Annotated in this window: 24 protein-coding genes; 13 read left to right on the top strand and 11 right to left on the bottom strand. The window is 40.6% G+C overall.

All coding sequences use genetic code 11. The features are described from left to right. The first annotated feature begins 153 nt into the window (after positions 1–153). A complete protein-coding gene (locus E3D81_RS08600; protein WP_134777144.1) occupies positions 154–1,224 on the top strand; it encodes a branched-chain amino acid aminotransferase in 1,071 nt (356 codons plus the stop codon). 232 nt (positions 1,225–1,456) lie between these two features. On the opposite strand, the gene E3D81_RS08595 is transcribed toward E3D81_RS08600, so the two are convergent. Beyond that, positions 1,457–3,604 carry a glycoside hydrolase family 2 protein gene (locus E3D81_RS08595; protein WP_134777143.1) on the bottom strand — a complete coding sequence of 716 codons (2,148 nt, stop codon included), beginning with the start codon at positions 3,602–3,604 and terminating at the stop codon, positions 1,457–1,459. A gap of 211 nt (positions 3,605–3,815) precedes the next feature. On the opposite strand from E3D81_RS08595, the gene E3D81_RS08590 reads away from it, so the two are divergent. Continuing rightward, positions 3,816–4,622 (top strand): hypothetical protein, encoded by an 807-nt coding sequence (locus tag E3D81_RS08590; protein ID WP_134777142.1) that lies wholly within the window; start codon positions 3,816–3,818, stop codon positions 4,620–4,622. Positions 4,623–4,667: 45 nt separating this feature from the next. Here the strand turns inward: E3D81_RS08590 and miaA are convergent, their stop codons facing one another. From miaA to pdxA, 4 genes are all read right to left on the bottom strand, one after another. Further along, entirely contained in the window at positions 4,668–5,582 is a 915-nt protein-coding gene (gene miaA / locus E3D81_RS08585; protein WP_134777141.1) for a tRNA (adenosine(37)-N6)-dimethylallyltransferase MiaA, read from the bottom strand. Between the two features lie 66 nt (positions 5,583–5,648). Next, the gene (locus tag E3D81_RS08580; protein WP_134777140.1) at positions 5,649–6,227 is read right to left on the bottom strand and encodes an IS1096 element passenger TnpR family protein; all 579 of its coding nucleotides are present in this window, start codon (positions 6,225–6,227) and stop codon (positions 5,649–5,651) included. A gap of 60 nt (positions 6,228–6,287) precedes the next feature. After that, positions 6,288–7,700 (bottom strand): CCA tRNA nucleotidyltransferase, encoded by a 1,413-nt coding sequence (locus E3D81_RS08575; protein WP_134777139.1) that lies wholly within the window; start codon positions 7,698–7,700, stop codon positions 6,288–6,290. A 71-nt stretch (positions 7,701–7,771) separates the two neighbouring features. Beyond that, on the bottom strand, positions 7,772–8,827 hold the full coding sequence (pdxA, locus tag E3D81_RS08570) for a 4-hydroxythreonine-4-phosphate dehydrogenase PdxA (protein ID WP_134777138.1): 1,056 nt from the start codon (positions 8,825–8,827) through the stop codon (positions 7,772–7,774). Between the two features lie 88 nt (positions 8,828–8,915). Between pdxA and rsmA the strand changes: the two genes are divergently transcribed. Then, positions 8,916–9,695 carry a 16S rRNA (adenine(1518)-N(6)/adenine(1519)-N(6))-dimethyltransferase RsmA gene (rsmA, locus tag E3D81_RS08565; RefSeq protein ID WP_134777137.1) on the top strand — a complete coding sequence of 260 codons (780 nt, stop codon included), beginning with the start codon at positions 8,916–8,918 and terminating at the stop codon, positions 9,693–9,695. 35 nt (positions 9,696–9,730) lie between these two features. Then, complete coding sequence (locus E3D81_RS08560; RefSeq protein WP_134777136.1) at positions 9,731–10,660, top strand: NAD(P)-dependent oxidoreductase; 930 nt, start codon at positions 9,731–9,733, stop codon at positions 10,658–10,660. 24 nt (positions 10,661–10,684) lie between these two features. On the opposite strand, the gene E3D81_RS08555 is transcribed toward E3D81_RS08560, so the two are convergent. Continuing rightward, positions 10,685–11,554, bottom strand: coding sequence for a UbiA family prenyltransferase (locus tag E3D81_RS08555; protein ID WP_134777135.1), 870 nt, complete (start codon positions 11,552–11,554; stop codon positions 10,685–10,687). Positions 11,555–11,736: 182 nt separating this feature from the next. Here E3D81_RS08555 and acs point away from each other — a divergent pair, with 182 nt between their 5' ends. Continuing rightward, the gene (gene acs, locus E3D81_RS08550; protein ID WP_099365512.1) at positions 11,737–13,650 is read left to right on the top strand and encodes an acetate--CoA ligase; all 1,914 of its coding nucleotides are present in this window, start codon (positions 11,737–11,739) and stop codon (positions 13,648–13,650) included. Between the two features lie 176 nt (positions 13,651–13,826). Here acs and E3D81_RS08545 read toward each other — a convergent pair whose 3' ends face one another. The 3 genes from E3D81_RS08545 to E3D81_RS08535 are packed head-to-tail and all read right to left on the bottom strand — an operon-like array spanning position 13,827 to position 15,751. After that, positions 13,827–14,954: a M20/M25/M40 family metallo-hydrolase gene (locus tag E3D81_RS08545; protein ID WP_317128178.1), complete on the bottom strand. Its 1,128-nt coding sequence runs from the start codon at positions 14,952–14,954 to the stop codon at positions 13,827–13,829. 27 nt (positions 14,955–14,981) lie between these two features. Then, a complete protein-coding gene (locus E3D81_RS08540; RefSeq protein ID WP_134777133.1) occupies positions 14,982–15,272 on the bottom strand; it encodes a hypothetical protein in 291 nt (96 codons plus the stop codon). A 35-nt stretch (positions 15,273–15,307) separates the two neighbouring features. Then, positions 15,308–15,751: a hypothetical protein gene (locus E3D81_RS08535; RefSeq protein ID WP_134777132.1), complete on the bottom strand. Its 444-nt coding sequence runs from the start codon at positions 15,749–15,751 to the stop codon at positions 15,308–15,310. 144 nt (positions 15,752–15,895) lie between these two features. On the opposite strand from E3D81_RS08535, the gene E3D81_RS08530 reads away from it, so the two are divergent. From E3D81_RS08530 to mnhG, 7 genes are read left to right on the top strand one after another with little or no spacing between them, the layout of a single operon-like run. Beyond that, entirely contained in the window at positions 15,896–18,208 is a 2,313-nt protein-coding gene (locus E3D81_RS08530) for a putative monovalent cation/H+ antiporter subunit A (protein ID WP_134777131.1), read from the top strand. 4 nt (positions 18,209–18,212) lie between these two features. Then, positions 18,213–18,626, top strand: coding sequence for a Na+/H+ antiporter subunit B (locus tag E3D81_RS08525; RefSeq protein WP_099365508.1), 414 nt, complete (start codon positions 18,213–18,215; stop codon positions 18,624–18,626). A gap of 4 nt (positions 18,627–18,630) precedes the next feature. Then, positions 18,631–18,987: a Na+/H+ antiporter subunit C gene (locus E3D81_RS08520; RefSeq protein ID WP_099365507.1), complete on the top strand. Its 357-nt coding sequence runs from the start codon at positions 18,631–18,633 to the stop codon at positions 18,985–18,987. Then, positions 18,984–20,501, top strand: a complete 1,518-nt coding sequence (locus E3D81_RS08515) for a proton-conducting transporter membrane subunit (protein ID WP_134777130.1) — start codon at positions 18,984–18,986, stop codon at positions 20,499–20,501. Before E3D81_RS08520 ends, E3D81_RS08515 begins: the two co-directional genes overlap by 4 nt. Beyond that, positions 20,498–20,974 (top strand): Na+/H+ antiporter subunit E, encoded by a 477-nt coding sequence (locus E3D81_RS08510; protein WP_099365505.1) that lies wholly within the window; start codon positions 20,498–20,500, stop codon positions 20,972–20,974. Before E3D81_RS08515 ends, E3D81_RS08510 begins: the two co-directional genes overlap by 4 nt. Next, positions 20,971–21,243 carry a monovalent cation/H+ antiporter complex subunit F gene (locus E3D81_RS08505; RefSeq protein ID WP_099365504.1) on the top strand — a complete coding sequence of 91 codons (273 nt, stop codon included), beginning with the start codon at positions 20,971–20,973 and terminating at the stop codon, positions 21,241–21,243. Before E3D81_RS08510 ends, E3D81_RS08505 begins: the two co-directional genes overlap by 4 nt. Continuing rightward, a complete protein-coding gene (mnhG, locus tag E3D81_RS08500; protein ID WP_099365503.1) occupies positions 21,236–21,652 on the top strand; it encodes a monovalent cation/H(+) antiporter subunit G in 417 nt (138 codons plus the stop codon). Before E3D81_RS08505 ends, mnhG begins: the two co-directional genes overlap by 8 nt. Before the next feature lie 9 nt (positions 21,653–21,661). Here mnhG and E3D81_RS08495 read toward each other — a convergent pair whose 3' ends face one another. Further along, on the bottom strand, positions 21,662–22,759 hold the full coding sequence (locus E3D81_RS08495; RefSeq protein WP_134777129.1) for a lactonase family protein: 1,098 nt from the start codon (positions 22,757–22,759) through the stop codon (positions 21,662–21,664). 170 nt (positions 22,760–22,929) lie between these two features. Here E3D81_RS08495 and E3D81_RS08490 point away from each other — a divergent pair, with 170 nt between their 5' ends. Continuing rightward, entirely contained in the window at positions 22,930–24,312 is a 1,383-nt protein-coding gene (locus tag E3D81_RS08490) for a peptidylprolyl isomerase (protein WP_134777128.1), read from the top strand. 302 nt (positions 24,313–24,614) lie between these two features. On the opposite strand, the gene E3D81_RS08485 is transcribed toward E3D81_RS08490, so the two are convergent. Beyond that, on the bottom strand, positions 24,615–25,475 hold the full coding sequence (locus E3D81_RS08485) for a DUF4440 domain-containing protein (protein WP_134777127.1): 861 nt from the start codon (positions 25,473–25,475) through the stop codon (positions 24,615–24,617). Positions 25,476–25,490 lie beyond the last annotated feature (15 nt).

Below are 25,490 nucleotides of genomic sequence, written 5' to 3'. Positions count from 1 at the left end.
CAAATATTATACCGAACTGAATTTTCTCGGATTTTTCGGGTATTAATACTTAACTGTATAGCAAAGAGTATACAGTGCTGAATAGGAAAACATACAATGTATGGATTTTAATAATTTTGCCTAACTTGCAGAACGAAAACAATCAATTAAGATATGAGCGCGACAGAACAAATTTCATTTCGCGTAGAGCCAGTAACACAATCAAGACTCTCGCAGGTAGACTTTAACAATTTAAAATTCGGACAGATCATGTCTGATCACATGCTCGTAGCTAGCTACGACAATGGCAAATGGGAAGATGTAAGCATTGTGCCTTATGGAGACCTTTCTGTAAGCCCTTCCATGTCTGCACTGCACTATGGTCAAGCAATTTTTGAAGGTATCAAAGGATATAAGTTTGAAGATGGTACGGTAAGCATTTTCCGTCCGGATAAAAACTGGGAAAGATTCAATAAATCTGCTGCACGTTTGCAGATGCCAGAGGTGCCGGAAGAGATCTTCATGGATGGGTTAAAAAAATTATTGGATGTAGATAGAGATTGGGTTCCAGCAGTAGGTGGAACTTCCCTTTATATTCGACCTTTTATGTTTGCGACTGAAGCTGCATTGGGCGTACATCCATCAAAATCATACAAATTCATTATTATCACTTGTCCGGTAGGTGCGTATTACAGCAAACCGATCAGTTTAAAAGTGGAAACGCATTATACACGTGCTGCTGAAGGTGGTGTTGGTTTCTCTAAAAATGCTGGGAATTATGCGTTATCGTTATATCCTACGCAATTAGCGAACGATGAAGGCTATGATCAGATCATGTGGACGGATGCGCTTGAGCATAAGTACATTGAAGAAGCTGGTACAGCGAATTTGATCTTCCGAATTGGGGATACGATTATTACGCCTCATGGGGATACGATTCTTCATGGTGTGACGCGTAGGACGATTATGGAATTAGCTGAAAAATGGGGTTATAAGGCAGAGCAACGTAAGGTTTCTGTTCAGGAGCTGATCGATGGGATAAAAGAGGGTAAAGTTACGGAAGCTTTTGCGGCAGGTACTGCGGCGACCATTACGCATATTGATCGTATTGGATATGAAGGTGAGGATTATAGTCTTCCTCCGGTTGAAGGAAGAGAGTTTTCAAATAAGGTATTGAATTATTTGAATGATTTAAGATATGGTAGGATCGAAGATCCATATGGCTGGAATTTTATAGTGAAGTAGGGATAATGGTTGATTAGGGTTAATTCACGTCATTGCGAGGAACTTTATCGTCATTGCGAGGAACGAAGCAATCTTTACACTTTGTCATGCTGAGCATCGTCGAAGGATCTGTACGGTTACTAACGAACAGATGCTTCGACTACGCTCAGCATGACATGAGGGAAGATTGCTTCGTCGTACCTCCTCGCAATGACGTTTGAGTGAATTCCTTCAATCTATTCCAACCCCTAATCTATTCCAAGGTCCAAATCATTTCATCGGTCAACACATTAGCCCCAGCATCTTTACCCCCGGCAGATTTATCCCCAACTTTCCCTACTTTCCCAACAGCATCCCCCTTCGCTACAATCCTATTCTCACCTTTTTGAAGCTGAACCTGCTCTACCACCCAATGCTTATCATTCTCCCCTTTCACTGCCTTATAATCTTTCCCATTAACCGAAACAACCACATTACTTAAATTCGAAAATACCTGAATCTTTGTACTTGCATTTGTTCTTTTATTATCTCTCCTATTCGCCAAATAAATCATCGGCTCAGGATTCCAATTGGCCTTATACCAATAGAAAGAATCTTTTTTACGCTTGCGATCAAATGTAATCAGCCCTTTTAAGTTTCTTGCATTCACACCACCCCTATTCCAGGCAGGAACCGCAAATTCGAACATGTTCCACACATAAGAAGCCAAAATAATTGGATTCTGCTCAATCGCAGCCCATTGCTTAATATGGGTCTCCGTTTGATAATTCTCTGGAAATGATTTTCCAGAAACCACATCCTTAGGTTGTTCCAACAACTCTTGGCCAATATCTATATTTCCATCTGCCCCATATTCCGATAAAATAACCTTATAATCCGGGAAATTCTGCTGAACCTTTTCAGCCCATGGTTTCAGATCTTCAATCTTACCACCATACCATCCGAAATAATGGTTTATCCCCTGTACATCTGTACTCAGATTTTCCTGACGATCAACCACATTATACCCCGTAACTGCTACAGTATAACGATCTGGATCCAATGTCTTTGCGATATCATTCAATTCCCTAGACAACACCGGAACTTGTTCATCCGCAGTTTTAGAATATACTTCATTATGTACTCCCCAGATATAAATAGAAGGATGGTTGAAATTCTGTTTCACCAATTCATGCATCTGCTGCTTCGCATTATCATTCTCATAATACGACACCCTGTTCACAAAAGGAATCTCCGCCCAGGTCAGAAAACCTACAGTATCAGCCAAAGCATATACCTCCGGAGATTGCTGATAATGTGCCAAACGGAGCGTAGTAACCCCCATTTCCTTCATAAATTCGAAATCCTCCTTATGCTGTTCAAAACTTAATGCACTTCCAAATCCTTCCCGGTCCTGATGTCTACATACACCAAACATTGGATATTGCTTGCCATTTAAGAACACACCTTTACCCGCGATCAATTCTACTTTACGAACTCCCAACGGTTGTTTTACCGCATCCATCTCTTTCCCTTGCACCATTAATTTCGCGGTCAAGGAATAGAGGTATGGATCCCTAACGCCGTCCCACAATCTTGGCGATTTCATCTTGATATCCTGGGTTACATAGGTTACACCTTGTGGACTTATCTTAACCGCCTGTTTTTCCGTTTGCACCACCTTGCCTTCAAAATCCCGGATTTCAACAAGCAATTCTCCCGATTGGGTATGCTTTTCTTTGGTTTCCAGTTTTACTTCAACCGAAACATCTGCACTTTTGGAAGATACATTTTTCTGACGGATGTAAATACCGTCAGAAGCTTGGTCCGTAACTACAAATCCTGTTTTATTCGTTTGGATCAAATGCACAGGCCTGTAAATACCGCCATATACCGGAAATAAAAATTGGTTGATCGGAATAATATCACGTCTCGATTTATTGTCGGTTACAACAACCACAGTATTCTCTTTATCATAATCCACCGAATTGGTGATCTCAAAAACGAACATGCCATATCCGCCCTTATGTTCCCCAATATAATTTCCATTGATGAACAGTTGAGCGACTGCCCCTACTCCTTCAAATTTCAGAAAGCTCCTTTTTTCCTTATCCGAGGCTGTCATCTGGAATTTCTTTTGATAAACAGCTTTGCCTTCAAAGAAATTCCGGTCTTTCTGCATATCTTCCCTATTATAGGTATGAGGCAACTGAATATCCTCCCAAACTTCTAATTTGGTCCATTGACTTTGGCTTTCAAAATACTTAGTGCCATTATCAAAATCCGTAAAAAATGTGCTGTTGTTCGCTTTATAGAATTGCCAATTATCATTAAATGGTTTATCAACTCTTGATTGCGCATGAACGGACGAAAGGCCTAGGACCATCGAAAGCGTCAAATAAGGTAGTTTCTTGAAAATCATGATATGGGGTATTATAATTTGAGCGACAATATAAGAATTCTCTCCTTCTGAAATTGCTGTCAATCGATTGCGCAAATTGTAAACTTTGCCAACTCCCGGAAAATGAAATGAAATTTACCTGAAATCCGGTATTTTTTAAGGTTTTTCTTCTTCATACCTTTGAGACAGAAGTTCTATTCAATTGAAACTTACTATTAATAAAACGAATCTTATGAAAAAACGATCCATCTTGACAAGCCTTGTCCTTTTATGCAGTATCTGCTTCTTCCAAATTTCATGTTCAAAAGACAGTGATGATGATACCTCCTATAACCAAGAATTAAAAGATTACACTCCAGGAGAGATCCCTGGCCTTGGGGATAAAGAGGGAGAGTTGACAGGGATAAAATACACCCTACCTGAAGGGATTAGCCAAGAAGGTGAGATCACAGGCTTCTCGGGATACTATGGTAATTTCTCCAAGGTAAATACCGAAACACAACAAGGATTCAAAGCATCTATTTCCAAAAAAAGAGCTGCTCTGAAAGCAGATTTAGCTAATAATACCGCTGATTTCACAAGAGGAAGTGGGGAATATGTAAGGCTAGCACTTAATTTGAAGAACAGCACTTCTTCTGAAAAAAGATTTGAAATACCGGCAGGATTGGTCATTAAATCTAGGTCGGGACATTATCAGAATGGTGTACTACTAAAGAAAGTGACGATTACCATCCCTGCAAACAGCACGAAACTGTTGGATCTACATATGTACTGTGGAAATGCATCAAAATCAAGTTCATCAAGTTCTGAACAATATGATTTTGCGGTGGTTACCAATTCAAGAATCATTCATGACCTGATCAACAAGTTAAAGAATAAAAAAATAAACATTGAACAATACAACGTACAGGAAGATTACAGTAGCGATTATTGGGATATTGTTGATGAATTGCAGGATATTCTATGGACGCTAACCGATTCTTCTCAAGGTTTATCAGAGAGTGAATTGAAATACCTGGAAGAGCTGCCAAACGATTAAATCACATCTATTACATACACAAATGAATGCCCCTTGAAAGAGGGGCTATTTTTTTGGCAATTTTTCAGATAGAAAATCCAGAACGGCCTGCACATCGTTCGGTTCGAACCAATGGGTGTGGCCATATTTCTTGAACCAGGTAATTTGTCGTTTTGCGTAACGCCTAGAGTTCTGTTTGATACGCTCTATTGCCTCCTCCAAAGAGATTAGACCATCGAGGTAATCGAATAGTTCTGCATAACCAACCGTCAATAGCGCTGGCTTATTTTTATAGGAGGAAAGGGATTGTACTTCCGCTAAAAGACCTTGTTCCATCATGATGTCTACCCGACGATTGATTCGTTCGTACAACACCGCTCTATCGGTATTCAGCCCGATGCTGATGACATTAAATGGTCTTTTCACTGCCTCATTTTTCATAAAATGAGAAATAGGTTTCCCTGAAGCTTCAAAAACTTCCAATGCACGGATTACACGCTGCGGATTTTCTATATCAGCCTTGGCATAGTAAGTGGGATCAACCGCCTTTAATCTGTCTTGGAGGGGTTGCAAACCATGTTCCTTAAAGGATTGGTTCAAAGATTCACGGACTTCTTCCGGTGCCTTAGGTAAATCATCCAGTCCTTCTGTCAGCGCACGAACAAATAAACCAGATCCTCCAACAGCGATCACTACATCTGTAGTTTTGAATAATTCTTCCAAGCATTGGAGTGCTTCCCGTTCATAATCACCCGCCGTATAATCAGTGGCAATGGAATGGGAATCGATAAAATAATGTTTGGCTTCGGCAAGTTCCTCTTTCGTCGGTTTGGCTGTCCCTATACTCATTTCTTGATAGAATTGGCGGGAATCAGCCGATATAATGGATGTTTTGAAATATTTTGCCAAGGCGATGCCCATAGCCGTCTTGCCAACAGCAGTAGGTCCAACAACAACAATCAATGTTTTCTGACTTGACATAAGGGATATTTAAAAAAATAGATGATAGTTTGGCTATCATCTATTCCTATTCGAATCTAAAAAATCTTAATAATCTTCGTTTGATGAACTTTTATCTTCGCCTTCTCCTTCTTCCCCTTCTTCGTCATCGAACATATCATAATCATCCTCCTCATCTACACCGTACTCTTCGCCAACTTCTTCAACATAATCATCGTCATCATCCTCATCGCCTGTAACAGGGAAATTAGCCGCAGATACCACTTTTGGTGCTTCACCCACTTTTTTGAATACCGCAGGATATTCCTTCCCATCCTCTTCTTTAAGGATCTTGATCAGCTCAACATGAAAGTCGTATGGACGATCAAAATTATATACGTAGTAAAATTTCTGATGTGGATCATCGATGAATTTACTAAGTCGAACATCTTCTACCAATAATACACCTGCACTCTTCTTCCTTTCATTAGGTTGAAATGCGATTTCAGTGCCTTTTTTCCATTGGTCATTACTTACATAAAAAGAAGAAGATTTGTCCTGATCGTAACCCGTTGATTTATGGATCGTTTCATGCAGTTCTAAAAAAGTTGCTTTAGAAGGCATGTCAACCTCTCTGTACACATCCTCATAGTCTTCAAAGGTTACCCTAAATCTGTAAATTGCCATTTTATATTTCGTTAATAATGCGATATTTCGAGCATTAAAGTTACATATTTTTTAAAAAAATTAAACTTGACCTACCACTTCAAGGCCTAAGTTTTTACCTTTCTCCAACATAAATTGTAGGGCTTCCTTCCTTGCATTTGGAATTTCGCCTTCCAAAATAGCTTCACGGATAGCGTTTTTAATAATACCTACATGCCTTCCAGGTCCAATACCAAACATTTTCATGATATCATCACCATCAATTGGCGGCTGCCAATTCCGGATCTGATCCCGTTCCTCCACGTCTTTCAACTTCTGTTTGACCAGGTCGAAATTCTCGCGGTATTTCTTTTTCTTGAAATCATTCTTGGTCGTTACATCCGCATGGCATAACATCATCAAGGAATCAATATCATCTCCTGCTTCGAACAATAGTCTTCTAACTGCAGAATCTGTTACGATATCCTTTGCCAGCACAATAGGACGAAGATGCAAAGCCACTAGTTTCTGCACAAATTTCATCTTTTCATGGAGAGGCAACTTGAGCTCGGCAAATAGTTTCGGAACCATTTTAGCCCCTTTATCTTCATGGCCATGAAAGGTCCAACCTACCTTCTTATCAAATCTTTTGGTGGCCGGCTTGGCGATATCGTGCATGATCGCTGCCCATCTCAACCAGAGATCATCAGACATTTCCGCTACATTATCCAATACCTCCAAAGTATGATAGAAATTATCCTTATGCCCTTTTCCATCCACATAGTCTACACCATATAATTGATGCATCGCCGGAAATATCAACTCCAATAAGCCGGTATCAAACAAATACTTAAAACCGATGGATGGTTTCTTAGCAAGGATAATTTTATTCAGTTCATCGATTACCCGCTCTTTGGAGATGATCTTGATACGATCGGCATGTTCAGCAATAGCATTCAACGCTGCGGAATCAATTCGAAAGGTCAATTGGGTAGCGAAGCGGATGGCACGCATCATTCGCAAAGGATCGTCTGAAAAAGTTATTCCGGGTTCTAATGGGGTTTTTATCAGTTGGTTCTGGATATCAGCCACGCCATCAAAAGGATCGATCAACTCGCCATAATTCTCCTCATTTAAGGAGTAGGCCATTGCATTGATCGTAAAATCGCGCCGGTTCTGATCATCTTCTAATGTGCCATCTTCCACAATAGGTTTCCTCGATTCCCGACGATAGGACTCTTTGCGAGCTCCCACAAATTCGACCTGTAAACCTTGAAAATTGAGCATGGCGGTTCCGAAGGATTTATACACCGCTACATTCGTATGCAGCTTCTCCCCTAGTTTGGCAGCAAAATCAATCCCACTTCCCAACACTAATATATCGATATCATCTTTTAATGGCCTGCCCATGATCCGATCACGAACATAGCCGCCAATTACGAAACAAGATACCTGTTCTTCCTTCGCCAAATCTCGGATAATGGAAAATATTGGATGACTTAAATTTTCACTCATAGCAACAAAGTGCAAAAGTAATGAAATTTATAGATAACAGGGACCTGCTACCTGACTAAAAAACGGATAGATTAGTCTCTATCCTTGCTCAAACGACGGAATGCTAATGGATTTTCTGCCAATACAGCCTGCTCCCGACGCCTATTCACAATATGAACGGCCTCAAAGATCGCGGAAAGGAAGGAAGTATGCGACGCTTGATTCTTTCCTGCAATATCATAACCCGTTCCATGATCTGGGGAGGTCCTTACCACCGGTAAGCCCGCAGTAAAGTTAATCCCGTTTCGAGAAGCAATATGCTTGAAAGGGATCAGACCTTGATCGTGGTACATCGCTAATACCGCATCAAATTTGGTATAGGCATCTGCAGCAAAAAAACCATCTGCAGGATATGGTCCGAAACAAAATATCCCTTCATCGAAGGCTTTTTTGATCGCTGGAGCCACGATATCCTGATCCTCTGTACCGATAAGTCCATCATCGCCTGCATGAGGGTTTAATCCCAATACGGCAATTTTTGGTTTCTGAATCCAGAAATCCACTTTCAGACTGGTATTCATCATGCGCAATTTGTGTAGGATGGATTCTTCGGTAATCGCTTCGGATACTTCTTTAACTGGAATATGGCCTGTTACCACCCCTACCCGAAGATCTTCACTGACCATGAACATCAACACATCCTTAGCCCCGAAGAAATCCTGAAGATATTCCGTATGGCCAGGAAAATTAAATCCTTCTTGTTGGATATTATGTTTGTTGATGGGTGCAGTAACCAATGCATCGATCACACCGGCTTTTAAGTCCTCTGCTGCTTTTTGTAGGGAAATGAATGCGTATTTTCCGCCGATTTCGTTCTGCTCGCCCAAAGATATCTTCACATCTTCTTGCCAACAATTGATCATATTAGGACGCTTCGGATTGGCATCTGATGCGGCATTGATCACATTGAAACTGAAATCATTAACACCTATTGCTTTGCGATGAAAGGAAGCCACTTTGGTATTTCCGTATACAATTGGGGTAAAGAAATCCAGGATGCGAGGATCCATTAACGATTTGATAATTACCTCTAGTCCGATACCATTGATATCGCCGATTGAAATCCCAATTTTTAGCTTTTCACTCATCTTTTTTGCGCATTAGATAGTCAAAAATAGCAAAAAAAGATAAACAATCAGGTTATTTAAAAATAGTATCTTTGCATAATTTAAGCTTATGGGTTCAGTTCGTGCAAAGAAACATTTAGGCCAGCATTTTCTTAATGATAAAAATGCGGCACAACGTATAGTGGATGCTTTGACTCCTTCCTTGGGATTCAATCAGGTGTTGGAAGTAGGTCCTGGGATGGGTGTACTCTCCGATTTCCTCCTTCAGAACACTAACTACGAAACCTTTCTCATCGATGTAGATGATGAATCCATTGAATTTTTAGCTGATAAGTACCCCGAATTAGGAAATAGATTGATCCATGGAGATTTTCTGAACCTGGATTTTGGTCAATATTTTGGCGATAAAATGGCCGTGATCGGGAATTTCCCGTACAATATTTCCTCCCAGATTCTTTTCAAGATCTTAGAAGAAAGACAGCGCGTAGTTGAAATGGTGGGCATGTTCCAAAAGGAAGTTGCAGAACGTTGTGTGGCTAAGCCAGGGAACAAAGAGTACGGAATCTTATCCGTCTTTTTGCAGGCTTATTATGATGTTTCTTATCTATTCACGGTAAAAGCAGGTGCTTTTAATCCTCCGCCAAAGGTTTTATCGGGTGTGATGCGCATGGTGAGGAATGATAAGGAATCTTTGGATTGTGATGAGAAATTATTTTGGCGTGTAGTGAAAGCTGGATTTAACCAAAGACGGAAGACCTTAAGAAATGCACTTTCTGGCGTTATCCCAAAAGAACAGATGAGTGATAATCCCCTTTACGAACTTCGGGCGGAACGATTGGATGTAAACGATTTTGTTCAATTGACCAATGAAATCGCTAAGAAACCCTAATCAACATAAATAGTTGAAATTTAATTCCATTTTTCATGAGCATATTAATTGTCGATGATTTACATGAGGTTATTCTTGACCAGTTCAAGAAGGAGAACATTGCTTATGATTATCAACCTGATATCCAATGTGAAGAGGCAGAAAAAATAATAGGGAACTACTCAGGACTTATCATCCGATCAAAATTCCAAGTTGACCAGGCTTTCATCGATTTGGGGAATAAGCTGGAATTTATAGGCAGGGCTGGAGCTGGGATGGACAATATCGATGAAGAATATGCCGCTTCTAAAGGAATATTCCTCTTTTCTGCTAATGAAGGAAACCGCGATGCAGTGGGCGAACATATGATCGGCATGTTATTGAGCCTGATGAATAACTTGAATCGGGGGGATAAGGAAGTGAGAACGGGTTTCTGGAAAAGGGAAGAAAACAGAGGTTATGAGCTCAAAGGTCGGACTGTTGCATTGATCGGTTATGGGAATAACGGCCAGGCCATGGCCAAAAAGCTTTCCGGTTTTGAGGTTAAAGTTATTGCTTACGATAAATACAAAACTGGCTTTTCGGATCAATATGCGCGTGAGGTTTCCATGGAAGAAGTGGTAAAACAAGCCGATATATTAAGTTTTCACATCCCATTGACCCGCGAAACAAGAGGTATGGTGGATGAGGAATATCTTTTCCATTTCCGCAAACCCATCTTCTTTTTGATGGGTGCCCGAGGAGGAATCGCAAAAGTGCCTGCGGTCTTAAAGAATCTCGATAATGGAAAGATTCTTGGCGCAGCCTTCGATGTACTCCCTTTCGAGAAATTTCCAGCTTTAGCGGAACAGGAATGGTATGCAGATCTGATCAGCAGGGACAATGTTTTGTTGAGTCCGCATGTGGCCGGTTGGACCTTTGAAAGTTATGAGAAGCTTTCCTCCTTCCTTGGTGAAAAGATTATCGCCTTTTTAAAAAACAGATAAGATTATAACAAATTAGGCTAGGTATTACCTCCACGATAAGCAGATCCATACAATCAACCACTGTACGATCAAAGCTAAATCCAATAGGTAAACATGGTGGTAATGTTTTTTTGTTGTGAAAATAAGGGCTTTAAAAAGAAACAGTACAAGCAAACTGGTTAAAACCATCCCCATTTTAACAGGATCTGAATAAGGTGAAAAATAGATCAAGAGAATATGGATTACGCCCATAGCATAGGATAAACCTATCGCTTTCCTTTTACCCAATAGAATGGGCAAGGTTTTTAGGTTATATTGTACATCCTGCTCATAATCTCGGATATCAAAGGGCAAGGTACAGAGCAGCAGAAATAGAATCTTAACGATGCCCAAGTAATTGGCCATATACCAATCGATCGCCTCACCATTTGCATATAATTCAAGGACGGGCAATCCAACGCTGCTCAGCGACCATATTACCGCAATATAGAATACCTTTAAACCTGGAACCTGCCTCAAACCAAGTCTCTTACCTTTGAATTTGACGAGCGGAACAGCGTAAGCAATGCTGATCAACCCGATGACACCAAGAAATACCCAAGTGATAAGATGCAGTTGCCATAATGCAAACAGACAAACAATAAAGGCTAATAAACTTAATACCCAAAAAACAGGCATATTCCTTCCTATCCAGCGCGTTCGTATATAAGGTGATTTTTCGGTTTCTCGGGGTAAAGAGAGATACAAACTCAAATTGTACAACAATAAGGTGGTTGTTCCCTCGACAATTAAGATGGAAGGATTTATCGGGAGTTGAAGGATCATGTAAGTCAATGCGCATTGGGCTATTGCAGCCAAAGCAATGAGCAGGTTGGTATGCACCAAAAAATAATATATCCTCTTTAAAATTTCCACAATAAAACCTAAACAAAAATGCAATTTATTCAATCAAGACAGGAAAAATTAGTAAAACATATTAAAAAAAATTAAATTAGCTCTGCTGGGAGGCTATTTAACGGCATCTAATAACTAATTGACCGAATTAAATAATTTCCCTAGCAAATAAACATATAGACCTATAATTTTATTTTAGAAAGATGAGTTTTCAAATTAAATCTTTTGAGGAGTATCAAAAAGCTTACAAAGAGAGTGTAGAAAATCCGGAACAATTCTGGGGAGGCATTGCGGAGAATTTCTTTTGGAAAAGAAAATGGACCAATGTATTAAACTGGAATTTCAAAGAGCCGGATATTAAGTGGTTTGAAGGAGGTAAGCTGAACATTACCGAAAACTGTTTAGACCGTCATATTTACCAGTTGGGCGATAAGCCTGCTATTATTTGGGAGCCAAATGATCCACATGAGGCACATCGTGTGCTTTCCTATAAACAATTATTACAGAAGGTAGAACAATTCTCCAATGTATTAAAGAACAACAACATCCGGAAAGGCGACCGGGTTTGTATCTATTTACCGATGGTTCCTGAATTGGTGATTGCCGTTCTTGCCTGTGCTCGAATAGGCGCCATCCACTCGGTGGTGTTTGGTGGTTTCTCGGCGCAATCCATTGCAGACAGGATCAATGATGCGGAATGTAAATTGGTGATCACTTCGGATGGTGGTTTCCGAGGAAAGAAAATTCTGGAACTTAAAACCATTGTTGATGATGCCTTGATGCAATGTAAATCGGTAGAAAAAGTGATTGTACTTACCCGTACGCGTACGCCGATTTCCATGATCAAAGGTCGTGATGTTTGGTGGGAAGATGAGATCAAGAAAGTGGAGACTCAAGGAAATCCGGCTTGCCCAGCGGAAGAAATGGATGCCGAGGATACCTTATTTATCCTATATACCTCCGGTTCGACCGGAAAGCCGAAAGGTGTAGTGCACAGTACTGCCGGTTATATGGTCTATACCGGATATACCTTTGCCAATACTTTCCAATACCAACCTGGAGAAGTGTATTTCTGTACAGCTGATATTGGTTGGATTACTGGCCATAGTTACATCGTATATGGGCCATTATCTCAAGGAGCTACCTCTTTGATGTTTGAGGGAATTCCAACCTATCCTGATGCTAGCCGTTTCTGGGATATCGTAGAAAAATACAAAGTTAACATCTTATATACCGCTCCTACAGCGATCCGTTCGTTGATGGCTTTTGGAGATGAATATGTGGAGAATAAGGACCTTTCTTCTTTAAGAGTGTTAGGTACCGTGGGTGAGCCAATCAATGAGGAAGCTTGGAATTGGTACCACGATAAAGTGGGAAAAGGAAATTGTCCGATTGTGGATACCTGGTGGCAGACAGAAAATGGTGGTCATTTGATTACGCCGATTGCGGGTATTACACCGGAGATCCCGGGATATGCCATGTTACCATTGCCAGGCGTTCAACCTTGTTTGATGGATGAGAACGGAGAAGAGATTGAAGGAAACGATGTTTCTGGAAACCTTTGTATCAAATTCCCTTGGCCAGGTATGCTGCGTACAACTTGGGGAGACCATGAACGTTGTAGACAGACATATTTCTCTACGTATGAGGATATGTATTTTACAGGTGATGGTTGTTATAGAAGTCCGGAAGGTTATTACCGAATTACGGGCCGTGTTGATGATGTGTTGAATGTCTCTGGACACCGTATCGGAACTGCTGAAGTGGAAAATGCGATCAATATGCACGCAGATGTGGTGGAATCAGCTATTGTTGGTTATCCGCATCCTGTAAAAGGACAGGGCATCTATGCATATGTGATTGCGAACCATCATATTGATGCTGAAAAAACACGTCAGGATATTTTACAGACCGTGACTAGGATTATTGGTGCGATTGCTAAACCTGATATTATTCAGTTTGTGACTGAATTGCCTAAGACGAGGTCTGGGAAGATTATGCGTAGGATTTTGAGAAAAATCGCAGAAGGCGAATTGGGATCTTTAGGTGATACTTCAACCTTGCAGGACCCTACTGTTGTGGAAGCGATTATTGAAGGCTCCAAGGAAATGAAATAAGGACATTTACTCTTATTTCGGCTTTCTCCGTCATTGCGGTTTTCCCCGTCATTGCGAGGAACGAAGCAATCTTTCGACTAATGTAAAGATTGCTTCGTGCCTCGCAATGACGCAATACACACCTCGCAATGACGTTATTAACCCTTCGCAAGGACAGCATCTTCCCAAAAAAAAAGTTAAAACCTCCACCCCAAAGAAACCCCATTTTCAATTGGAATCACCTTTGGCCCATTCGAATATATCGAGTGAAAAGATCTTCTACTTACCCATCCTACATGATAATTCATCACCTCCACAGCCACACCTAGCGAATACCCCCACTCATCCCTTCTAAACGTATTTTCAAAATCCAAATCCGTATTCCCATTCTTACCATTAAAATGATATTTATAATACGGCCCCGCAGAAATAACCACATTACTTCCAAATTTAAGATTCATCGGAACCATCAATGAATTCCTCTCAAACCTTCCTTCTGCAGATCGACTTGCATTATTATTAAAATATCCTCCTAAATCAACCGCCCACAATTTCTTGAACCGATACTCCATTTGCAGACCAAGGCTAAAGCCAATATCCGATTTTGCATCATAAAACTCATCATCATACAGATGCTTTCCCGAATTCAACTGGAACATTCCTGCTAAAGTCACTGGTTTTCCAATACTTTTCGGATTTTCCTGCAACCTCTGCATCTTCTTGGTAGCAACAAGTTCCTCCTGCTGATTAGCCAGTGCTCCAACAAATCGAGCTGAAAAATCAGCAATTTCCTTCATCCCATCATAATCCAATAATTCCGCTTTATCCTCAGGCTTATGATAAGGAGATTTCAATCCCGTGAAAACATGGATAGCCGGAATTCCTACTGACCCAAAAGGTTCTGTATCCGTCCGCTCCTCAATTTTATCCGAAAGATTTAATAGGTTTAATCCTTTTGCTTCTTGTTCGGCCAATTCCACGCCATCTCCCAATGTCCGAACACCCTTTAACACCAAGCCCTTATTCTTACTCAACATTCCCACCATATCAAAACTGAACATTGCCTTAATTTTATTGCGCTCTTCAGCACTCAACTTATCAACAAAATGTTTCGCACCTAAAAGACCCGATTCCTCCGCATCAAAGGCAATAAACAAAATGCTTCGTTTCGATCTATTGACATCCTCTCCAAAATATTTCGCTAATTCAATTACCGTCGCTACACCAGAAACGTTATCATCAGCACCCGGATACCAAACTTTACGATCCTTTTTATAGCCAAGATGATCATAATGAGCTCCTAACACGATCATTTCTGATTTCAATTGAGGATCCGACCCTTCTACAAATCCTCATACATTATGCGCCTTAACCTTCGCAAGACTAAAAGTCAATTCAAAATCCTGTAAAAAACCCCCTTGATATGGCTGTAAACCTGCCGATCTGAACTGTTCTACTATAAATCTGGTCGCTTTATCCTTTCCGGCAGTGCCCAAACCTCTTCCCTCCAATTCTTCCGAAGCAAGATAATGTACATGTTTGGATAAACTATCTTTGGAAATATCCTGAGCAACTAATGATTGCAGGCTAACTAACGATAAAACGGCAAAAACAAATAAACGAGATAAAATTAATTTCTTCATAATATAGCTTGGTAAACCCAAAAGTATAAAAAGAACTACAATTCAAACTCAAATTCTTGATTTTTCTCTGTTTTATAAGCTAAAGATTGGGTAGCTGGCGATATTGCAAACAAAGGTGAAAAGGTTTTTACTTTCACAGTCTTTCCATCAGGCAAGAACTCCAGATACCTCAACCATCCATCGCCACCATTTCCATTAGGATTCAACAGATCATTTTGCTCCACCAGATCTCCTGTATATAACACAAACTGCGTGTTCAAGGAGTCTACATTTTCTTTTATCCAAGCAGTCATTAAATTGACCAGCGGAACATTGCGTTCAAATTTCACATAGGATTGCGGATCGGGAATCAAAACCAAAGACCAAGAGTCTTTGTTACTAAGTTTTGGTTTCACATAATCTTGTTGTGCTGAAGCCGTAAAATTATACATTAAAATCCCTAGAAATAGAGTCAAAATTAGGATAGGTTTTTTATTCATGTTGATTAGTAATTGATAAATAAAGCTAATTATAAAACCACACGAAAACTACATTTTTTTCAAGTTTAACCGTAATTTAACGACGAAAAATGCGAGTTTTTTATTATTTTTAGCCAATTCCCATAAATTTCTAATAATTAGTTCATGCTGTTTACTATACTTCTTGGTTTGTTTTCCGCCATTTTGCTTATCCCTTTCGGATCCAGGCTCAAATCCAAATGGAGTATTTTATTACCGCTTATCCCAACGGGAATCTTTGCCTATTACCTCGGATTTATCCCGAAAATTGCATCAGGAGCATCCTTTGTCCAACATATCGAATGGGTCCCAACACTAGGAGTTAATTTTGACTTCCGTTTGGATGGTCTCTCCATGTTGTTCATGTTACTGATTACCGGAATAGGGACCGGCATCTTCTTTTATGCGCGAACCTACCTCAAAGGACATCCTTATTTTGACCGGTTCTTCGGTTATTTATTCCTTTTCATGACCGCCATGATGGGATTGGTCCTTTCGGATAACATGCTGCTCTTATTTATTTTCTGGGAGTTGACCAGTATCAGTTCCTTTTTCCTGATCGGATTCAATAACGACAATAAGGATTCCAGGAAAAGCGCCATGACAGCGATGACCATCACCGGGATGGGTGGATTCTTTCTCTTAGCAGGTTTGGTATTGCTCGGAAATGTGGCTGGAACTTATCAGATTTCGGAATTGATCGAATATAAGGATAGGATTATTAACAGTGATTTCTATCCATTAATCCTCCTTTTTATATTCTTAGGAGCATTTACCAAATCCGCACAGTTCCCTTTCCATTTTTGGTTGCCTGGAGCGATGAAAGCCCCAACACCAGTTTCCGCTTATCTGCACTCCGCAACCATGGTAAAAGCGGGGATCTACCTGTTGGCGAGGTTCTTTCCTGCCTTAGGTGGCACCGACCTCTGGTCCTATCCACTCATGATCGTCGGGGGATTTACCATGCTATATGCGGCCATACATTCCCTGTTCCGGATCGATCTGAAATCTATATTAGCTTATACTACGATCTCGGCATTGGGAATTCTGGTCTTTCTTTTAGGCGTTGGAAGCCGGGAAGCTATTATAGCTGCTGCCGTATTTATTTTAGTCCATGCCCTTTATAAAGCAACATTGTTCTTAGTAACGGGGATCATCGATCATGAAACTGGTACAAGGGACATTACCAAGCTTGCCGGCTTAAGAAAGGTATTGATGCCGGTTGCCATCGCAGGTATACTGGCAGCTTTAAGTAGTGCCGGTTTACCAGGAACTTTTGGTTTCATCGGTAAGGACCTCATCTATGAAGCCACTTTACACAGCAAAGAAAACCTAATGCTGATTTTGACCATTCTGGCGGTTATTACCAATACCTGCCTAGTTGCGGCAGGATTTATGGCAGGATGGAAACCCTTTGCTGGCGAACTTCCGCGGGAATATAGCCAGCTGCACTTGCCCTATAAATCCATGTGGATTCCACCATTGATTTTAGGGACCCTAGGTCTTTTATTTGGTTTGTTTCCTAGTTTTATTGGGAAATGGATGAGCCTGGCAACTGCAAACAGCATATTCGGTGCTGAAACAGATTTGAAATTAGCCATCTGGCACGGTTCTTTTAATACCGTATTGATACTAAGCCTAGTAACCCTAGGATTAGGGATCCTACTCTATATATTCAATAAACCAAGTGAAAAAAAGGTCTCCTTTTTAGAAAAATTCCAATCCATATCTTCCCAAAGTATTTTAACAAGATACAGTAACGATATTATTCGTTTTTCCACTTGGTATACGGGCAAATTCCATAACGGCTATCTACGCTCTTACCACCTGAAGATCATTCTATTTGCTGAGGGATTGCTGATCTATAAATTATGGATGAGCGGGCCAATTCAAATTGATTTTGACAACCTGACTCCTTTAACAATCTATGAAGTAGCAGTGGTCGTCATCCTCCTTGGGGCATTATTGATCGTTGTTTCCACCCCTTCTCGCTTAACGGCAGTTGTTTCCATGAGTGTCATCGGTTACTGTATCTGTTTGATGTATGTGTTCTACAGTGCACCGGATCTGGCCATGACCCAATTTACTATTGATACCTTAAGTACCGTACTGTTTGTACTGGTTCTCTATAAACTTCCAGGCTTCCTTAATCTAGCCTCCGCCAAACAGCAATACCGCGATATCGTGGTTGCATTAGGCTTTGGAGCCATTTTGTCCATCATTGCATTGAAAGTATTATACGAACCTATCCAAACGCAAACCAGTGATTTCTATGGGGAAAATGCTTATATCCTTGCAAAAGGTAAGAACGTTGTCAACCTGATCCTTGCCGACTTCCGGGGTATAGATACCATGTTTGAAACGGTGGTTCTTGGAATAGCAGCCTTAGGCGTATATAGTTTGTTAAAATTAAGGTTGAAATCATCAGAAAAAGAATAGAAATATGCGCAGTATAATTTTACAGACCGCAACACGATATCTGTTGCCTATCCTACTCTTATTTTCCTTCTTTTTGCTCCTACGTGGCCATTATTATCCCGGAGGAGGATTTGTGGGCGGCTTGGTCGCATCCATCGCCTTCGTGCTCCATAGCTTTGCCAATGGTACCGAAGCAACCATGAAAATATTGAAAAGAAAACCATTGTCCTTGATACCCATAGGATTGGGCATTTCTGCCACAAGTGTAGTGCTTCCAACCTTTTTTGGCCTTCCACCAATGACCGGTCTTTGGTGGGAAGAAAAGATACCTGTAATTGGCATGATAGGCTCAGCCTTATTTTTTGACCTAGGCGTTTACTTGGTCGTAGTAGGCGTGGTCTTAACCATATTGTTCACCATCTCATTAACCAAGGACTAATCATATGGAATTATTACTTGTTGCTGTTTTGGGTTTATTGTATGCTGCGGGGGTCTATCTCATCCTGCGGCGAAGTATGGTCAAGCTCCTCTTGGGGATCATGCTCCTAGGAAATGGAACGAACATTTTAATTTTCCTTTTGGGTAGTATTACCAAAGGAAAACCACCAGTAATTGATGCTGACCATAATGTTTTTCAGGATATTTATGCTGATCCGATCCCGCAGGCCTTGATCCTCACCGCGATTGTTATCAGTTTCGCATTAACGGCATTTGCCATCGTATTATTGAAACGTGTCTACGCATTGGTCAATTCAGATGATTTGGATGATTTAAACACGCCGGAAGAAGAAGATATATGATCGATAACCATATTTTAGCCCCTGTTTTTATCCATTTGTTCACTGCCATCATTCAATTGATTGCTTGGCGGAAGACAATATCTCAGCGTTTTTTGAGTGTGGGTGGCGCGTTTATCGGACTTCTGATTGCCATCCGGTTGTTTGCTAAGGTCTATAACGAAGGGCCGCTCCATATGAATGCCTCCAATTGGGAAGCACCATTCGGAATCGTCTTTGTTGCCGACCTGCTCAGTGTAACCATGGTCCTGCTTACTTCCATTGCAGGTTTTGCGGTTTCTATCTTTTCTTCCATCGGTCTGAATAGGCAAAGGATGTTATATGGCTACTTTCCTATCTTCCATTTCCTTTTAATGGGATTGAACGGAGCCTTCCTTACTGGCGATATCTTCAACCTCTATGTCTGGTTTGAGGTCATCATCATTTCTTCCTTTGTTCTGATGACATTGGGTGGCCGAAAAGCACAATTGGAAGGTGCTGTAAAGTACATGGCAATGAATATTCTCGCCTCGACCTTCTTCCTCACTGGTATCGGGATTCTTTACGGTATTACCGGCTCCTTGAACATGGCAGACCTTTCCCTTAAGATCAGGGAATTTGATAATAAAGCTTTGGTCGGGATCACCTCGGTATTCTTTATCATGGGATTTGGTATCAAATCTGCCGTCTTCCCCTTATATTATTGGCTACCTTCCTCCTACCATACCCCACCTTCCGCAGTAGCAGCTACCTTTGGTGGTCTATTGACGAAAGTCGGTATCTATGCTATTCTACGTGTATTCAGTCTGATATTTATACCCGATGATTTTACCAGGAACCTGTTTATGGTCCTGGCTGTTTTGACAATCCTGACTGGAGCTTTTGGGGCATTGATCAAAACCAATATTAGAAGGTTGTTCTCCTATTTGATCGTCTGTCATATCGGATTTATGCTCGGTGGTATTGCCATGTTCAGCAAGATTGCGCTGATGGGAACCGTCCTCTACTTGATCCACGATATTATTGTTAAGACCAATATGTTCCTGATTGCAGGGATCATCCGACAGATCAGAGGAACGATGGATATGAATAAATTAGGAGGTCTTTATAAAAATTATCCCTTGATTTCCTTGATTATTGCCTTGGTCTTATTTTCACTGGTGGGTATTCCGCCATTATCAGGCTTTTGGCCAAAGATCTACCTTTTCCAGGAAGCTTTTATAGAAAAACAATATTTCTTCATCATTGCTTTAATTGTAGGAAGTTTAGTAACGATGTATGTCATAGCCAAAATGTGGGCTGATGTATTTTGGAAGGACACCCCTGAAGGCATAGAAGTTGATGATAAATTTGTGGATCTTCCACCATTCAAAAAGATCCTATTGGTACTACCTATCCTCCTCTTATGTGCTGTTACTTTGTACATTGGTCTGAATGTAGAAAACATCATCATATTGGTGGATAAGATAACGAACGAATTGTTGGACACCAGCCTGTATATCCGCACGGTATTGGGCGATAAAGTTTTTGAACAATGATCAAGTTTTTTCTAATGAACCTGTTGCTATCCTTTATTTGGGTAGCTCTTACGGGATCCATGCTCTATTCTAATTTTATCTTTGGATACCTCCTGGGATTTGGCGTGTTATGGATCATGAATCGGAACGAATCGGATGTCCGCTATTTCTATCGGGTGCCCAAGATCATCAGTTTCTTCTTTTTCTTCCTATACGAATTGATCAAAGCCAATGTCCAGGTAGCATACGATGTGATAACACCAAAATACTTTTTCAAACCCGGTATTGTTCGTTATCCGGTCAATGCGAACACCGATTTTGAAATCAACCTGTTATCCACTTTTATCTCCTTAACGCCAGGCACCTTGATCATTGATATCAGCGATGATAAAAAAGCTATTTATATCCATGTGATGTACCTGAAGGATGAAGAACAATTCATCCGGACATTAAAAACTGGAGTTGAACGTAAATTATTAGAGTTATTACGATGAGTTTAGAGGCCTATTTTGATTTTGTGATTCTTCCGATATTGACCATCTCGGTGCTCTTGGTTTTCATCCGATTATTCAAGGGACCAACTGTGGTGGATCGGGTAATCGCACTTGACCTGATCATTACCATCGGGATTGGGATCATCACCGTCTATAGCATCAGACAGGAACAGGATGTGCTATTGGATGTGGCGATCATATTGGCACTGATCGCTTTCTTAGGCACTATCGCCTTTTCTTATTACATTGAAAAACAACAAGATGATTGATATTATTCTAGCCATATTAAGCACCATAGGTGCATTGAGTATCCTATTCGCCTCCATCGGCGTTCTACGGATGCCTGATTTTTACCTACGGCTATCCGTCACGGTAAAAGCCTCCACCTTAGGAGTTGGGTTATTGTTGATTTGTGCAGCTATCATGTTCCCTGGTGATGTCTCGGTGACTACCAAATCCATCGCCATTATTTTCTTCCTGATCCTAACTGCCCCTATTGCGGCCCATATGATAGCCAAAGCAGCCTATTTTACTGGCACCCCTTTGTGGAAAGGCACGGTGGTCGATGAACTTAAAGGGATGTACAACAAGGAAACACATTGTTTAGAAAGTGATCCGGAGAAAGCACAACCCCATGCAAAAGAGAACATCGCGCATTCGGATGATGCCACAGATTAAAATATCAGGTTAAAATATCAAACAAACAGGTTTAAATGCATTGATGCGTTTGCCAGAATCCGTTAATAACCCTGTTTTTTTATCCCTTTTGAAGATTACCACTTCATTACTTATCTGGTTTCCAACCAGCACAAACTTTTCATCAGGTGAAAAATTAAAGTTTCTCGGCCCTTTGCCCAATACGGATTGTACCTGGATTTTCTCCAATGTTCCATCTCTAAGCACCTTAAAGCTGGCAATGCTATTCGCATCCACCCGATCCGTAGCATAAACAAATCGACCATCCTTGGAAACCTTGATATCCGCAGCTCCACTGTTTCCAGAAAAGCCTTCCGCATTCATGTTCAACCGTTGTTTTTCGACCCAAGTATCATTTTCCTTTTCATAGACCAGCACATCAGCTGTCATTTCCATAATGGCGTAAATTATCTTCTTCTTCGGATGAAAGGCAAGATGGCGTGGTCCAGCACCTGCAGGAGTTTTAATGATCGATGCTAAATTCAAGGCATGTTTTCCATCCTTCTTCTGTACCTGGAATTCATAGATCTGATCCGAACCTAAATCAGAAACATAGACATGATTATCTTTCCCAAAAAATGTGGAATGTATATGTGGTGCATCCTGGCGCTTTTTATTCGGTCCTGACCCTTCGAATTTTACATTTCCTTCATGACCTAATAAACCCTTTTGAGAATCAATACCATAGATATCCAATGTTCCGCCTAAATAGTTGGAGACAATGGCATATTTACCTTTGGGATCCAACAATACATGACAGGGAGCTGATCCTGTTGTGGGCAATTTATTGATGAATTTCAACTTGTCCCCTTCTATCTGAAAAGCCGATATCGATTGATTACCATCGGTCAATTCATTTACAGCCAGTAAAAGCTCATTTTTCCGTGCAATAAAGGATGGTGAAGGGGTTTCCGTCTCTGACAACAACGTTACATCTGCCGTTTCGGTATCAAAGGAAAAAGTATAAATCCCTTTACTCTCTTCTTTTTCCGTATAAGTTCCAACATATAATGGAATTTTTTGCGCTTTAATTTCTGTAACTACCACTGTCATAAGGATTAATGCAACTGAAAAATATCTTTTAATCATCTGTTAAATATGGTTAAATCGAGTTTATTGTAAGACTGTTTCGCTATTTTAGCGGAATTAAGAAGCGGTTGAAATAGATTATTATTTTATTTCATTCGTAAATGTATTAAAAAAGGCATAATATTTAATATTTTTGCCAAAAGACTATCGGAATAGCGCGTTAAAATAGAATGAAAAACCTTTCAAAGATTATTATATTAATACTTACGGTATGTTCCATACAGGTAAGTGCACAAGAAAAACTTATTGATCGCGTAGTGGCTACTGTTGGTTCGGGGGTAATCCTACAATCAGAGGTAGAAGCTCAATACGCCCAATACCTGCTTAATCGTGGGGAACCTGCTCCTGATATCAAATGTAGATTCTTACAGCAATTGATCATCACGAAGCTGTTGGCTCAACAAGCGGCCATTGACTCGGTAGAAGTAACCGAATCAGAAGTAGATGATGATCTAAACTCTCGTATGCGTGGAATGATTGCTCAAGGTGGTGGTCAGGAGCGTGTAGAGGCTTTCTTGAAACGTTCGCTCTTACAGTATAAGGAGGAAATGCGTCCAGTAGTTGCAGAACAATTAAAAGCACAAAAATTCCAACGTTCCTTGATCCAAAAGATCACGATCACTCCATTGGAAGTTAAAAAATATTTCGAATCCTTGGCAGAAAATGAAGTTCCAAACATCAGTACCCAGGTGGAAATTGGTGAGATCACCATTGAACCGGAATTGACCAAGGACGAGAAGAATGTATTTAAAGAGCGTGCAGAGAAATACCGCCAACAGGTATTGGATGGTACAGATTTCGGTACGGTAGCACGTTTTTATTCAGAAGATAAGGAATCTGCAAAAAGAGGTGGTGAATTGGGTTTTGCGCCTAGAACGAATTATGTGAAGGAGTTCTCCGCCATGGCTTTTAAATTAAAAGAGGGCGAGATCTCACCGGTATTTGAAACGGAATATGGATTCCACTTCTTGCAGGTATTACAACGCCGTGGAGAGGATGTTAATGTGCGCCATGTCTTGATCCTTACCCAGCCTACCCAGGCAAGTTTAGATCGCGCGAAAACCAAGTTAGATTCTGTTTTGAATTTGGTTAAAACTGGTAAGATGAGCTTTAGTGCGGCTGCATCTAGATATTCGGATAATAAAGAAACGAAGTTTACAGGAGGTATGGTTATCGATCCTAGATCGGAAAACCGTTCGACGATTATTGCCGTGGAGAATTTGGAGAAAGAGGTATTTGTCGCTATTGACCCGATCCAACCTGGAGAATATACAGAATCCTATCAATACCAGGATCCAAGAACTGGAAAGATAGGTTATAAATTCAATTATTTGAAGACTCGTATTCCGCCACACCGCGCAAGTTTAGAGCAGGATTTTGCAACTATTCAGTTTTATGCGCAAGAGGATAAAACCCGCCGTAAAATGAGTGAGTGGTTTGAGAAGAAAACAAAGACTACGTTTGTTCAGATAAATGAGGATTTTGGTTCTTGTGATGAACTGAAGATCTTTTCGAAGAGTAATTTAGAGGATGTAGCGGTGAACAGGAATTAGGTTGGGGATGATAAATATTAGATATTAGATTATAGACATTAGATAAAAACGCTTCATTGCGAGGACCTTTACCGCCATTGCGAGGAACGAAGCAATCTTTCAGTTTGTCATGCTGAGCGAAGTCGAAGTATCTACATTTGGAACCCCGTACAGATCCTTCGACTTCGCTCAGGATGACACTAATCCAAAGATTGCTTCGTCGTACCTCCTCGCAATGACGCTTTATAGCAATTACGTTTTATAGTTATCACATTTTATAGCTATCACGTTTTAAAGCACAACGCTTTAAAACAATCCAATTTCTACCTTTCCCACATCATTTCCAAAATAACCTTCCAATTGAAATCATCTTTCAATTGCCAGATCCGGATATAACTAAACTTAACCACCTTATCTTTCATCCCTACAGTAGCCGTTCCTAGCGTATAAGCAAACTCACCACTATAAGCACGTCCTACCTCCGTTGGTTCCGTATCGATCTCAATCCGGTCCTTTTTCAAAAAGTCAAGAACCTTATCCCTGCCTTCAATCTCATCCTTCCAAGGAAAATAAAAACGAGCATCATCCGCCAAGAATTCTTTATAACCCGTCCTAGTATCTGCTTTCAAGATGGTAGAGAATAACTCATCCGTTTGGAAAACGACTTCCTCACGCTGTTGTAATCTCTTCTCCGAGCGATGTTTCAGGAAATTCTTGCTATCCGGTTCGTAATATTCCAATCCTTCGGATTTTTTCTTTCCAAAGTTATCAACCTCTGTACGCAAATGGATCTTCCAGTTCCCTTTTTTATCCCTACGCCATACCGAAAGGTATTGACCAAATCTTTTTGGAGATCCAACTTTTTGAAATTCCATAGGGCCTGAGGTCACTCCCCAGTCCAAACTACGGGATACCAAAACCAGATTGGGTTCCCAGGTCAACAGATCGGGAATATTAGGTCTATTATCCAAATAATTAACGGCATTCACAGGAGAGGGCACATAAAAGGTAGACTGTTTATCTACCATATATTTGAATCCAGCATGTGGACCCTCCGATTTTGATATGTTTGCTGCGGTTTTATCCACATTCAACAATCCCCCAACCTTCTCAGGCATCTGGGCGAACGCAGAAACGGAAACCAAGGCAGCGGCTAGTATTGATAAGCCTTTTTTATAGATCATTCGATATAATTTCTG

Origin of the sequence: Sphingobacterium sp. CZ-2 (genome assembly GCF_004526235.1) — a bacterium.
In the GTDB taxonomy this organism is placed as follows: domain Bacteria; phylum Bacteroidota; class Bacteroidia; order Sphingobacteriales; family Sphingobacteriaceae; genus Sphingobacterium; species Sphingobacterium tenebrionis.
The sequence above is the reverse complement of the archived record's forward strand: the minus strand, read 5'-3'. Positions and strand labels throughout refer to the sequence as shown.

Bases quoted from the DNA above. Each gene is read 5' to 3' on its own strand.
- E3D81_RS08600 (WP_134777144.1), top strand. From the start codon at position 154: ATGAGCGCGACAGAACAAATTTCATTTCGCGTAGAGCCAGTAACACAA.
- mnhG (WP_099365503.1), top strand. From the start codon at position 21,236: ATGATTGATATTATTCTAGCCATATTAAGCACCATAGGTGCATTGAGT.
- pdxA (WP_134777138.1), bottom strand. From the start codon at position 8,827: ATGAGTGAAAAGCTAAAAATTGGGATTTCAATCGGCGATATCAATGGT.
- acs (WP_099365512.1), top strand. From the start codon at position 11,737: ATGAGTTTTCAAATTAAATCTTTTGAGGAGTATCAAAAAGCTTACAAA.
- E3D81_RS08595 (WP_134777143.1), bottom strand. From the start codon at position 3,604: ATGATTTTCAAGAAACTACCTTATTTGACGCTTTCGATGGTCCTAGGC.
- E3D81_RS08560 (WP_134777136.1), top strand. From the start codon at position 9,731: ATGAGCATATTAATTGTCGATGATTTACATGAGGTTATTCTTGACCAG.
- E3D81_RS08490 (WP_134777128.1), top strand. From the start codon at position 22,930: ATGAAAAACCTTTCAAAGATTATTATATTAATACTTACGGTATGTTCC.
- E3D81_RS08505 (WP_099365504.1), top strand. From the start codon at position 20,971: ATGAGTTTAGAGGCCTATTTTGATTTTGTGATTCTTCCGATATTGACC.
- E3D81_RS08520 (WP_099365507.1), top strand. From the start codon at position 18,631: ATGGAATTATTACTTGTTGCTGTTTTGGGTTTATTGTATGCTGCGGGG.
- E3D81_RS08590 (WP_134777142.1), top strand. From the start codon at position 3,816: ATGAAAAAACGATCCATCTTGACAAGCCTTGTCCTTTTATGCAGTATC.
- rsmA (WP_134777137.1), top strand. From the start codon at position 8,916: ATGGGTTCAGTTCGTGCAAAGAAACATTTAGGCCAGCATTTTCTTAAT.
- E3D81_RS08510 (WP_099365505.1), top strand. From the start codon at position 20,498: ATGATCAAGTTTTTTCTAATGAACCTGTTGCTATCCTTTATTTGGGTA.
- E3D81_RS08495 (WP_134777129.1), bottom strand. From the start codon at position 22,759: ATGATTAAAAGATATTTTTCAGTTGCATTAATCCTTATGACAGTGGTA.
- E3D81_RS08575 (WP_134777139.1), bottom strand. From the start codon at position 7,700: ATGAGTGAAAATTTAAGTCATCCAATATTTTCCATTATCCGAGATTTG.
- E3D81_RS08485 (WP_134777127.1), bottom strand. From the start codon at position 25,475: ATGATCTATAAAAAAGGCTTATCAATACTAGCCGCTGCCTTGGTTTCC.
- E3D81_RS08525 (WP_099365508.1), top strand. From the start codon at position 18,213: ATGCGCAGTATAATTTTACAGACCGCAACACGATATCTGTTGCCTATC.
- E3D81_RS08535 (WP_134777132.1), bottom strand. From the start codon at position 15,751: ATGAATAAAAAACCTATCCTAATTTTGACTCTATTTCTAGGGATTTTA.
- E3D81_RS08530 (WP_134777131.1), top strand. From the start codon at position 15,896: ATGCTGTTTACTATACTTCTTGGTTTGTTTTCCGCCATTTTGCTTATC.
- E3D81_RS08515 (WP_134777130.1), top strand. From the start codon at position 18,984: ATGATCGATAACCATATTTTAGCCCCTGTTTTTATCCATTTGTTCACT.
- E3D81_RS08540 (WP_134777133.1), bottom strand. From the start codon at position 15,272: ATGAAGAAATTAATTTTATCTCGTTTATTTGTTTTTGCCGTTTTATCG.
- E3D81_RS08580 (WP_134777140.1), bottom strand. From the start codon at position 6,227: ATGGCAATTTACAGATTTAGGGTAACCTTTGAAGACTATGAGGATGTG.
- miaA (WP_134777141.1), bottom strand. From the start codon at position 5,582: ATGTCAAGTCAGAAAACATTGATTGTTGTTGTTGGACCTACTGCTGTT.